General features: G+C 72.6%; 11 protein-coding genes. 5 read left to right on the top strand and 6 right to left on the bottom strand.

Features of this window, described 5'->3' with window-relative positions; translation table 11 throughout:
- Positions 1 to 494, bottom strand: a 494-nt coding sequence (locus AB0F81_RS47640; protein WP_360210435.1) for a BadF/BadG/BcrA/BcrD ATPase family protein, incomplete at its 3' end; no start/stop codon positions are given.
- Between the two features lie 121 nt (positions 495 to 615).
- On the opposite strand from AB0F81_RS47640, the gene AB0F81_RS47645 reads away from it, so the two are divergent.
- The 4 genes from AB0F81_RS47645 to AB0F81_RS47660 all read left to right on the top strand — a co-directional run bounded on the left by AB0F81_RS47645 (position 616) and on the right by AB0F81_RS47660 (position 3,586).
- Complete coding sequence (locus AB0F81_RS47645) at positions 616 to 1,368, top strand: SIS domain-containing protein (protein WP_360210437.1); 753 nt, start codon at positions 616 to 618, stop codon at positions 1,366 to 1,368.
- Positions 1,369 to 1,374: 6 nt separating this feature from the next.
- Positions 1,375 to 1,518 (top strand): hypothetical protein, encoded by a 144-nt coding sequence (locus AB0F81_RS47650; RefSeq protein WP_360210439.1) that lies wholly within the window; start codon positions 1,375 to 1,377, stop codon positions 1,516 to 1,518.
- 72 nt (positions 1,519 to 1,590) lie between these two features.
- Positions 1,591 to 2,775 (top strand): glycosyl hydrolase, encoded by a 1,185-nt coding sequence (locus AB0F81_RS47655; protein ID WP_360210441.1) that lies wholly within the window; start codon positions 1,591 to 1,593, stop codon positions 2,773 to 2,775.
- 517 nt (positions 2,776 to 3,292) lie between these two features.
- Entirely contained in the window at positions 3,293 to 3,586 is a 294-nt protein-coding gene (locus tag AB0F81_RS47660; protein ID WP_360210443.1) for a SemiSWEET family transporter, read from the top strand.
- 418 nt (positions 3,587 to 4,004) lie between these two features.
- Here the strand turns inward: AB0F81_RS47660 and AB0F81_RS47665 are convergent, their stop codons facing one another.
- From AB0F81_RS47665 to AB0F81_RS47675, 3 genes are read right to left on the bottom strand one after another with little or no spacing between them, the layout of a single operon-like run.
- Complete coding sequence (locus AB0F81_RS47665; protein WP_360210445.1) at positions 4,005 to 4,601, bottom strand: HD domain-containing protein; 597 nt, start codon at positions 4,599 to 4,601, stop codon at positions 4,005 to 4,007.
- Complete coding sequence (locus tag AB0F81_RS47670) at positions 4,601 to 5,788, bottom strand: cytochrome P450 (RefSeq protein ID WP_360210447.1); 1,188 nt, start codon at positions 5,786 to 5,788, stop codon at positions 4,601 to 4,603. Before AB0F81_RS47670 ends, AB0F81_RS47665 begins: the two co-directional genes overlap by 1 nt.
- 52 nt (positions 5,789 to 5,840) lie before the next feature.
- Entirely contained in the window at positions 5,841 to 6,593 is a 753-nt protein-coding gene (locus AB0F81_RS47675) for a class I SAM-dependent methyltransferase (RefSeq protein ID WP_360210449.1), read from the bottom strand.
- 109 nt (positions 6,594 to 6,702) lie between these two features.
- Here AB0F81_RS47675 and AB0F81_RS47680 point away from each other — a divergent pair, with 109 nt between their 5' ends.
- On the top strand, positions 6,703 to 8,982 hold the full coding sequence (locus tag AB0F81_RS47680) for a bifunctional diguanylate cyclase/phosphodiesterase (RefSeq protein ID WP_360210451.1): 2,280 nt from the start codon (positions 6,703 to 6,705) through the stop codon (positions 8,980 to 8,982).
- 15 nt (positions 8,983 to 8,997) lie between these two features.
- Here the strand turns inward: AB0F81_RS47680 and AB0F81_RS47685 are convergent, their stop codons facing one another.
- A complete protein-coding gene (locus tag AB0F81_RS47685; protein ID WP_360210453.1) occupies positions 8,998 to 10,344 on the bottom strand; it encodes an MFS transporter in 1,347 nt (448 codons plus the stop codon).
- Between the two features lie 101 nt (positions 10,345 to 10,445).
- Positions 10,446 to 10,882: helix-turn-helix domain-containing protein (locus AB0F81_RS47690; protein WP_360210455.1), on the bottom strand; the 437-nt coding region annotated here is incomplete at its 5' end.

Genomic DNA, 10,882 nt, shown 5'->3' on the forward strand with positions numbered 1-10,882 from the left:
TACGACACCGGCTCCATCGAGCCTGGAGGCTCACAGTTCGTGGTCATGGAGTATCTGTCGGGCTCCGACCTGTCGGAGACGCTGAGGATTCCGGGGTCGTGAACGGCCGCGCCGACCGCGCCGGTGCCGGCGATGAGGACCGCGCCGTGCGGCGCGCTGGTGCCGGCCGCGAAGGCGGTGATCGCGTCGCCGACGACGGTCCACGGGCAGGTGAGACCGGCCGAGGCCCAGGCGCCGGCGAGCGCCGCGGTGATCGCCGGATCGGTGCAGGCGGAGTCGCCGGCCAGTCCCAGCACACCGGCCGTGACGGCCGACGTGGACACTCCGGCCAGTGCCTGGCGCAGGGCCGTGGCGATCGAGGCAGCGGCCCGCGGGCCGGCCGACAGCGGGTTGCCCGGCCCGGCCACGCCCCGGCCCACCACCTGCCCGGAGAGGGTGGCGACCACGGCACGCGAGGTCGTCCCGCCGGCGTCCACGCCCACCACGAGATCCATGGGCAGGATCGAAGCACAGAAATTCATTGTTGACTAGGTCACAGGATGGTCGTAATTTTCATCGGCAACAGCAATCGATGAAAACGATGACCACCACACTTGGCCCCTCGAGAGGAGCACCGTGAGCGTCACCAGCGGCGACTATCTGCGACAGGTCGCAGAGGTGGTGGACCGGGTCGGCAACGGCCAGCACGACCTCAAACTCCGAGCGGCCGACCTGCTGGCCGACTCGGTCCGCAACGGCGGCGTCATCCAGGCGTTCGGGTGCGGGCACTCCGAGGCCCTGGCCATGGAGATCGCCGGCCGGGCCGGCGGGCTGGTCCCGACCAACCGGATCGCGTTGCGCGACATCGTCCTCTACGGCGGCGAACCCCTGGAGGCGCTGGCCGACCCCACCGTGGAGCGCAACCCCGCCATCGCCCACCGGCTCTACCAGCTGGCCCCGATCAAACCCGACGACGCGTTCGTGATCGCCTCCAACTCCGGCATCAACGGCGCGGTCGTCGAGATGGCCCTGCTGGTCAAGGAACGCGGCCACCCGCTGATCGCGATCACCTCGGCGCAGCACTCGGCGGGCGTCGCTTCGCGCCACCCGAGCGGGCGCAAGCTCGGCGACATCGCGGACGTCGTGCTGGACAACGGAGCTCCGTACGGGGACGCGACGCTCCCCCTGCCCGGCGGCGGGGCGGTGGGCGCCGTCTCCTCGATCACCGCGGCCCTGCTCGCCCAGCAGATCATCGCCGAGGTGGTCGACCGCCTGCTCGCGGCGGGGATCACCCCACCGGTCTACCTGTCGGACAACGTGCCCGGCGGCAAGGAGCACAACGCCGAACTCGAGGCGCGGTACGCCGGGCGCATCCGGCGCACCGCATAGGAAGACATGCCCTTTCACCGGCATCTTCGATTTCCGGGTCTGTGGAACGAGCGCCCGCTGCCGCCGGTGCTCGACCCCGGCCCGGACCGTTCTGTCCTGGCGCAGGGAACGGCCGCCCTGCCGGTCAGCCAGGGCTACGACAGCGACTGAAACGGTTCTCGTCCTCCGCGCCGGGATGACCGCCGGCGTGGTCCGGTAACACTCCTCCCCCTAGGAGTTCTGATGTCCGTAGGCAGACGCCTGTTCGCAGGCCTGCTCGTGTCCGCCATGTCGGCGTTCGGCGCGGTTGCGCTGACCACCGGCAGTGCTTCCGCCGCAGACTGCGGCTACCTCTTCGACGACTTCCACTACGCCTCGTCGTCGGATCCGTCCCTCACCGCCAACGGGTGGACGCCGCGCAGCTACCAGGGCGGGCCGGGCGTGCCCGGCGCGAACTGGTCGCCGTCGGCGATCACCTTCCCCCCCTCCGGCGGTCAGAAGGTCATGCAGCTGACCGCGTCGACCGACGGCACCGCGGCCGGCACCAGTCACGCGGAGCTCTACTCGACGCAGAAGCGCTACTTCGAAGGCACCTACGCCAGCCGGGTCCGGTTCACCGACGCACCGGTCAGCGGCAACGACGGCGACCACATCAACCAGACGTTCTTCACGATCAGCCCGCTCAACGGGGACATGGACCCGACCTACAGCGAACTCGACATCTCCGAGTACCTGCCCAACGGCGGGTGGGGCGAGACCGGGCCGATCAACTACCAGACCAGCTGGTACACGTACCGGGCCGACCCCTGGTACGCCGACAACATGCACACGTCGCAGCGTTCCAGCCTGGACGGCTGGCACGACCTGGTGGCGCAGGTGGCCAACGGGCACGTCGTCTACTACATCGACGGGGTGCAGGTCGGGGACCACGGCGGGAAGTTCTACCCCCGGCAGACGATGACCATCAACTGGAACCTGTGGTTCATCGACACGGCCACGCACAGCGGTGGCATGTCGACCTATATCGAGCAGGTCGACTGGGTGCTGTTCGCCAAGAACCAGGTGCTGTCGCCGGGGCAGGTGACGGCGCAGACGTCGTCGTACCGGTCCGCCGGGACGGCGTTCCACGACACGGTCGCGTCGTCCGGGCCGTGCACCAACCCGACGCCGTCATCGCCGGCGCCGTCCTCACCGTCGCCGTCCCCGTCGGTCTCCACGCCGCCGGCCGGCGACTGCTCGTCGGCGCCGGCCTGGCAGTTCGGGTCGGTCTACACCGGCGGCAGCGTCGTCAAACACGAGAAGAGCAAGTACGGCGACCCGTCCGGGCCGAAGTCGGGTGACGGTGTGCACCTGTGGCGGGCCCGGTACTGGACGCAAGGCTCCGAACCGGGCTGGACCGAGCAGTGGCAGGACCTGGGCCGCTGCTGATCCACCCATCAGGCGGCGGGGCGCTCGCGCCCCGCCGCCGCACCTCGGCCTCTACCGGCACTCGGTGCGTGGCGGCCAGCCGATCCCGCCCGGCTGGCGCTGACGAACCCTCCGGCGAACGCATGGCGTGCGTGGCGGCCAGCCCAGCACGCCGGCTGCCGCCGACGACGCCCACGGCGAACGCATAGCGTGCATGACGGCCAGCCCAGCACGCCCGGCTGGCGCTGACGACCCCACGGCGAACGCATAGCGTGCATGACGGCCAGCCCAGCACGCCCGGCTGGCGCCGACGACCCCCACGGCGAGCGCATAGCGTGCATGACGGCCAGCCGGGATGGTGGGGGCGCTGCGCCGCTGGCGATACGGCAAGTCGTGCGGCGCGGGGGCCAGCGTGCTGCCGGCGACGGGCGTAATCGGCGCCGATGGCGGCTAGACTTCCCGGTGGTCGCGTTTGCGCTCCCGACCCCAGGTCGACGCGGCCCGCCCGGCCGAGCGCCTCACTCTCGCGAGGTGACCGATGCTCGGAATCGCTGCGGCTGTCTGGGGTGTGGTGATGGCGCTCGCACCCGTTCTGCAGATCCATCGCATGATCAAGCGGCGGTCGTCCGCGGACATCTCGCTCGGGTATTTCGGCCTGCTGCTGCCCGGGTTCGGGTTGTGGATCGGCTACGGCTGGACCCGCGCCGACTGGCCGCTGGTGGTGCCGAACATCCTGGCCTTCACCGTCAGCACCACCACGCTCGTCATCGGCCTCGCGCTGCGCCGCCGCGGTCGACAGATTGCCGCCGGCCCGCCGCCGCGCCGCCACTGACAGCGCGCACGGGCCAGCCCGACCCACGCCCGGTCCCCCTGCTAGATCAACACCGGCTGACACCCAGCGCCGCGATCCGCCCACCCAACAAGCCCCACACGACAGCCAGGCCCACCGGCTGACGCCCAGGGTCGCGTCCCTGCCGCCCAAGAGCCCCTCAACGGGCTGTCCGATCAACGGTGGAATCCGCTCGGCTGACCGCAGCGTCGTCCCGGACCGGCCAAAGCAACCCTCACGCGCAGCCGCGCAAACCGGCTGACCGCCAGCGTCGGCTCCGACCGGCTGAAACAGCCCTCACGCGCAGCCGGGCCAACCGGCTGACCGTCAGCGTCGGCTCCGACCGGCTGAAACAGCCCTCGGGTGCAGCCGGGCCAACCGGCTGGCGGTCAGGGTCGGTTCCGACCGGCGGAAGCAGCCCTCACGCGCAGCCGGAGGGTCCGGGAGGGGGTGGGGTGGGGGTAACGGTGCGGGGCCACCACTCGTCAGGGTCCGTGGCGCGGATGTCGGCCAGGACCGCCCGGCCTGTCTCGGTCTGGACCGAGGCGGCCAGATAGTCCAGCCAGCGGGCTTCCAGCTCGGGGCGGTCGGAGAGACTTTCGCGCACGTGCAGGACCGAGTCGAGGACGTCGGCGTCGCGGGCCAGCCGCGCCTCCATGGAGTCCTGGTCCAGCCACTGCGCGGCGCGGTCGCGCAGCACGTCGCGGGCGGGGGCGGGCAGGCCGGCGGTCTGGTCGTCGATCACCTGGCGGAACGGTTTGGGCTCGTCCAGGTAGCGGCGGGTGAGGTGGTGCATGTCGCCGAGCCGGGCCTCCGGCAGGTCGTGCAGCAGGGCGAGCGTTGCGGCCCGGTCGGGGTCGGCGCCGGCCATCGCGGCGAGCGTCATCGCGATCAGCGCGGTGCGGAAGGAATGGTCGGCCACGGACTCGCGGTTCGCCATCCGGGCCAGCGCCCAGCCGCTGCGGGCGGTGCGTTTCAGGGTTCCGGCTTCGTAGAAGAAGTCCGCGGCGCCGGGCATCAGCCGGCCGCCACCGGCAGGGTGGCGTAACCGCGCAGCACCAGGCGGTCGCGCAGCACGGGCACGCCGGCCACGGCCAGCCGGGGCAGCATGGTCAGCAGCAGCGGGAACGCGACCTGCGCCTCGAGCCGGGCCAGCGGGGCGCCCAGGCAGTAGTGGGCGCCGCCGCCGAACGAGACCGGCTGGATGTTCGGGCGGTCCGGGTCGAAACGGTGCGGGTCGGGGTAGCGGGCCGGGTCCCGGTTGGCGGAGCCGAGCAGCATGTTCAGGCTCGCGCCGGCGGGCAGCGAGCCACCGTCGCCGAGGTCGATCGGGACGCTGGTGAAACGGCTGGTGAGCTGCACCGGGGAGTCGTACCTCAGGATCTCCTCGACGAAGGCCGGCGCGAGTTCCGGGTCGGCGCGCAACCGGGCTGCCTGCTCGGGATGCTCCAGCAGGATCGTGAGGCCGGTGCCGAGCAGGTTGGTGGTGGTCTCGAAGCCGGCGACGAGCAGCAGCACCAGGTTGGCGAGCAGTTCCGCGCCCGTCAGGCCGGAGCCCTCGGCGGCGAGCGCGCTGGTCAGGTCCTCCTGCGGGGCGCGCTGCCGCTCGGCGATCAGGCCGATGAAGTAGTCCTCCAGCTCCCGGCCGGCCGCGTCGGCACGGGACATCTCCTCCTCGGTGCTGATCGGTTCCAGCACCACGGTCAGGTCCGCGGCCCGCTGCCGGAACCAGGGCCGGTCGGCGGCGGGCACGCCGAGCAGCGCGCAGATCACCCCGATCGGCAGCGGGTACGCGAACGCGCTCATGAAGTCGGCCCGCTCCGGCATCGCCTTGATCAGCTCCACCGTCTGCTCGGTGATGACGTCGCGCAGCGCGGCGACCCGGCGGGCGGTGAAGGTGGCCGCGGCCGCCCGCCGCATCCGGGTGTGGTCGGGCGGGTTGTTCTGCAGCATGGACAGCACGATCGAGGCGACCCCGCGGTTCTCCCGCCAGTCCGGCCAGAAGCTGTCGTAGTCGGCGGCGTCGGCGACGCGCAGGCTGGCGTCGCGCAGCAGCCGGTTGGTCATGGCGTGCGTGGTGACGAACCACCGCCCGTCCAGCGCCGAGAAGACCGGCGCGTGGGAGCGCAGCACGTCATAGGCCGGGTACGGGTCGCGGCGCCCCTCCGCGGAGAACAGCGAAGCCAGCGCGGTGTCGAAGTCCATCGGCGCACCCTCCCTCGAACGGCCCGACCCGGTCCATCATGCCCGCCGCCGGCTAGCGCGCCCGGACGGCGAGCAGGGCGTACGCGTTCGGCAGGCGCCCCGCCCAGGCGGCGGCGTCGAGGTCACCCATCCGCCAGAACGGTTCCGCGTACTCCCGCATCCGCAGAATGTGCAGGCCGGCGGCGGACAGCGCGGTGACGAGATCACCGAAGGTGTGCTGCTGCTGGACCGCGCCCTCGGCCGGGAACGAGTCGTTGACGTGGCTCGCCGCGAAGTAGTCGCGGTCGGGGCGGATGCGAGGCTCGTCGGCGTCCCACGTCCACAGCGGCGCGGCCGGATGCTCCTCGTGAATGAACAGGTGCCCGGCGGGGCGCAGCAGCCGGACCACGTCACGGGCCCAGGCGGCCAGGTCGGTGATCCAGATCAGCGCGCCCTTGCCGGTGTAGACCAGATCGGCGCAGCCGTCCGCGAGCGGCGCCCCGGGCAGCGCCCCGACGACGTAACGGCAGGCGACACCCAGTTCGACGGCGCGGCGCTGCGCTGCCCGTACGGTCACGGCGCTGTAATCGACGCCCACCACCGACCCGGCGCCGGCCCGCACCAGCGCGACATCGTCGGTGCCGTTGCCGCTCTGCAGGTGCACGACCTGCGGCGACGTGCGCAGCACGTCTCGCAGGAGGGCGCGTTCGGTGTCCAGCAGCGACGCGCCGGACGCCGCCACCGCCCGGATGTCCGCGTGCTCCCGCACATATTTCTGCGACGCGATCTCCCACGCCTGCCGGTTCGCCCGGGTCCTGGAGTCCACGCAGCCGACCGTGGCCGAACCCCGGCCGCCCGGTCAAGCGAGTAACCGGCGTGACCGGTTCCACAGGCAGGAACGCACACGTCGCCGGGCGGCTGCCGATAGGAACCGCATGCGCCAACCGTCACGGCCGGCCCGTACGGCGGGAATCCTGGTAGCCGGCACCACCGGCTGGTTCACCGCCGCCGCGCTGCTCGGCGTGCTCGGCACCGTGGTGCCGGTGCCGCCGTGGGTGGTGTGGCCCGCCGTGCTCGGCGCCGTCGCGACCTCGGTCGCCGGTTGTGTGGTGGCCGCGTCCACCGGCACCGGGGCGTCCCGCCTCTTCTGGCGGCGTCTCGGCGCCGCCGTCGCCCTGCTCGGCGCCGGCACGGCCAGCCAGGGCATCGACACCGTGCGGCACGTCGACCGGGTCGTCGCGATGACGCCGGTCACCGGCATGCTCTACCTGTCCGCCATCGCGGTGGCCCTGGCCGCCCTGCTGCGCCTGCCGGGCCGGCGCCGCAGCTGGCGCGCCACCGTCGCGCTGTGGCTGGACGCCGCGGTCGTCGCCGTCGCGGCCGGCCTGGTGATGCTGCAGGTCATGTGGATAACCCCGGTGCCGGAGACGGGCAGTGCGGTGGCGGCCGCGCTGCGCGTCATCGTCGTGGCGACCGCCTGCGCCGCCGTCGTCGCGGTCATCAAGGTCGCGATGAGCGGCACCGGCCCGGTGCACGGGCGCGCGCTGCTGGTGCTGAGCCCGGTCGGTCTGCTCGGCCCCCTGTCGCTGGTGCTGGCGCCGCTCGTGCGGCCGTGGCCGCACCTCAACGGGACCGTGGCGGTGCTGCCCGTCTTCGCGGTGCTGCTGGCGATCGCGGCCCGCAGCCAGACCCGCGCGAACCTGAGCCGGCCGGCCGCCGTCGCGCCGATCGGTGAGCAGGGCCGGCACCGGGTGAGCGCGGTGCCGTACGTCGCGGTCGCGGTGACCGCGACCATGCTGCTCGGCGTCACCCTGCACACCGGCTTCCTGCCGGCCGGCCTCGCGGCCGGCGCGGTCGGGCTGATCCTGCTGGTCCTGGTCCGCCAGCACGCCGCGCTGACCGACAACAACCGGCTGCTGGACCGGCTCGCCGGCCAGGCACGCCACGACGACCTCACCGGCCGGCCCAACCGGCGGTTCTTCACCGAGACCCTGCAGCGGCGTACGGCGGCGAGCACCGTCGCGGTCTGCGACCTGGACCGGTTCGCCGCGCTCAACGACCGGCTCGGCGACGACGCCGGTGACGCCATCCTGCGTCAGGCGGCCGACCGGATCGCCGCCACCGTCGGCGACACCGCCGTGGTGGCCCGCCTGCTCGGCGACGAGTTCGGCGTGCTGCTGCCGCACGGCCAGGACGGCACCGCGCTGGCCGTGGCCCTGGTGGAGGCGTTCCAGGCGCCGCTGACCGTCGGCGAGCACGACCTGCTCGTCACCGTCACCGTCGGGGTGGCCTCGGGCGAGGGCGACGCCGTACCGGATCTGCTGCGCCGGGCCGAGCTGGCGCTGCAGAGCGCCCAGCGGGTCGGCGGCAACCGGCACCAGGTGTACACGGCCGCGCTGGACGCGACCGCGCAGCACGACGCCCACCTGGCGGCGGCGCTGCGCCACGGTCTCGACCGGGAGGAGTTCCGGCTGGTCTACCAGCCGATCGTGGAGCTGCCGCACGGCACCGTCCGGGCGGTGGAGGCGCTGGTGCGCTGGCACCCGCAGGACGGGCCGCCGGTGTCGCCGGCCGAGTTCATCCCGGTCGCCGAGCAGACCGGCCTGATCATCGATCTGGGCGCGTGGATCCTCGACGCCGCCTGCGCCCGCGCGGCCGTCTGGTACCGGGCGCACGGCGCGTCCGCGCCGAAGGTCAGCGTCAACGTCTCGGCCCGGCAGCTGCTCGACCCGGAGCTGCCCGGTCTCGTCGCGGCGGCACTGCGCCGGCACGGCCTGCCGGAGCAGCAGCTCACGCTGGAGGTCACCGAGACCGCGGTGTTCGTCGGTGGTCCCGCGCTGGCGACCGTGCACCGGCTGCGGGAGCTGGGCGTCGGCATCGCGCTGGACGACTTCGGCACCGGCCACTCGTCGCTGACGCTGCTGCGGACCTGCCCGGTCACCACGCTGAAGGTGGACAAGTCGTTCATCGACGACCTCAACGGCGGGCCGGAGAAGGAGGCGATCGCGGCGTCGCTCAGCGGCATCGCCGCGACGCTCGGCCTGCGGGCCGTCGCCGAGGGCGTCGAGACCCGGGCGCAGGCGGAGCGGTTGCACAGTCTCGGCTACCGCTACGCGCAGGGCTTCTTCTTCGCCCGGCCCGGCACCGCCGAGGACATCGACCTGGCGCTGGAGGCCGCCGAGCCCGCACTGAGCCCGGCGGCGCTGCACAGCTGACCGTGTGAACGACGGTCAGTCGGCGCTCTGGTCCAGGGTGCGGTCGTGCCGCAGCGAGGTCCGCGCTGTCTCCTTCGCCAGCAGGACCGCCACGATGGTGATCACCGAAGCGACCGTCATGTAGATGGCGACCGCCGTCGTGTTCGGCGACTCCACGTCACCGAGCAGCTTCAGCGCGATGATCGGCGCCAGCGCGCCGGCCACGATCGACGCCAGCTGGTAGCCGACCGACGCGCCGGTGTAGCGCACCGACGTGCCGAACAGCTCGGAGAAGAACGCCGCCTGCGGGGCGTACATCAGGGCGTGCAGGAACAGGCCGACCACCACCGCAAGGATGATCTTCGGCTCGGACCGGCTGCCGACCAGGTCGAAGAAGAGGAACGACCAGATCGCGATGCCGGCAGCGCCGGCCAGGTAGATCGGCCGGCGGCCGAGGCGGTCGGAGAGCGCGCCGATCAACGGAATGACCACGAACTGTACGGCGGAGCCGATCAGCAGCGCGGTCAGGATCAGGCTCTTGTCCGCGGCCGTCCCCGCGAACGTGGTCAGGTAGGTGATCGAGATGACCGTGACGATGTAGTACCCGATGTTCTCCGCCAGCCGCATGCCCATCGCCAGCAGCACCTCGCGCGGGTACCGCCTCACCACCTCCAGCAGCGGCTGGTGGTCGCGGCCGGCGAGCTGGGTCTGCGCCTGCTGGAAGACCGGCGACTCCTCGATGGTCATCCGCACCCAGAGGCCGACCAGCACGAGCACCGCGCTGAGCAGGAACGGGATGCGCCAGCCCCACGCCTCGAACTGCTCGTCCGGCTGCACCAGGGCGAGCAGCCACAGCACGCCGGTGGCGAGCAGGTTGCCGAGGGCGACACCGGCCTGCGGCCACGACGACCAGAACCCGCGGCGGGCGTCGTCGCCGTGCTCGGCGGCCATCAGCACCGCGCCGCCCCACTCGCCGCCGACCGCGAAGCCCTGCAGCAGGCGGCAGACCAGCAGCAGGATCGGCGCGGCCAGGCCGATCGTCGCGTACGTCGGCAGCAACCCGATCGCGATCGTCGCCCCGCCCATCAGCATCAGCGACACGACCAGCATCTTCTTGCGGCCGACCCGGTCGCCGAAGTGGCCGAACACGATGCCGCCGAGCGGCCGGGCGACGAACCCCAGCGCGTAGGTGCCGAACGCCAGCAGGGTGCCGGTCACCGGGTCCGAGGAGGGGAAGAACAGGGTGCCGAAGACGAGGGCCGCCGCGGAGCCGTAGAGGAAGAAGTCGTACCACTCCACGGCGGTGCCGACCAGGGAGGCGAAGACGACCTTGACGATGGAGGCGCGTTCGGTGCCCGCCGCCGGCGTGGAGGTTATGGACATGCTGATCCTTCCTGGATCGCAGGGGGATGCGGTGGTTAACGGGACGTTACGGCCGTGGGTGGGCCGGATCCCATGGATCGGATCCACACATTGACGCCGGCCTAGGTGTGGTCGGCGTCCAGTGGTCCGCGCAGCCGGTGCAGGCGCAGGGCGAGTTGCAGGTCGAGCACGCGGCGCGGGTGCTGCCAGTCGTCGCCGAGCAGCTGCGCGACGCGATCGAGGCGCTGCGTCACGGTGTTCACATGGACGTGCAGCGCTTCCGCGGCCTTGGCCAGGCCGCCGCCGGCTTCGAAATAGACCTCGAGGGTACGGACCAGCGCGGTCCCCCGGCGCACGTCGTAGTCGACGACCGGCCCGAGCACCCCGTGCACGAAGCCGGCCACGTCGCGGCGCTCGCCGAGCAGCAGCCCGACGTAGCCGAGTTCGGCGGAGTCCGCCCCCGACCCGGCGCGGCCCAGCGTGATCAGCGCGCTCAGGCACTGGTCGGCCTCCCGGTAGGCGGGCGCCACCGCGCCGGCGCCGCGGGCCGGGCCGGCGC

It is taken from the genome of Actinoplanes sp. NPDC024001, assembly GCF_040638955.1.
Taxonomy (GTDB): Bacteria; Actinomycetota; Actinomycetes; order Mycobacteriales; family Micromonosporaceae; genus Actinoplanes.

Bases quoted from the DNA above. Each gene is read 5' to 3' on its own strand.
- AB0F81_RS47650 (WP_360210439.1), top strand. From the start codon at position 1,375: ATGCCCTTTCACCGGCATCTTCGATTTCCGGGTCTGTGGAACGAGCGC.
- AB0F81_RS47655 (WP_360210441.1), top strand. From the start codon at position 1,591: ATGTCCGTAGGCAGACGCCTGTTCGCAGGCCTGCTCGTGTCCGCCATG.
- AB0F81_RS47660 (WP_360210443.1), top strand. From the start codon at position 3,293: ATGCTCGGAATCGCTGCGGCTGTCTGGGGTGTGGTGATGGCGCTCGCA.
- AB0F81_RS47665 (WP_360210445.1), bottom strand. From the start codon at position 4,601: ATGCCCGGCGCCGCGGACTTCTTCTACGAAGCCGGAACCCTGAAACGC.
- AB0F81_RS47670 (WP_360210447.1), bottom strand. From the start codon at position 5,788: ATGGACTTCGACACCGCGCTGGCTTCGCTGTTCTCCGCGGAGGGGCGC.
- AB0F81_RS47680 (WP_360210451.1), top strand. From the start codon at position 6,703: ATGCGCCAACCGTCACGGCCGGCCCGTACGGCGGGAATCCTGGTAGCC.
- AB0F81_RS47685 (WP_360210453.1), bottom strand. From the start codon at position 10,344: ATGTCCATAACCTCCACGCCGGCGGCGGGCACCGAACGCGCCTCCATC.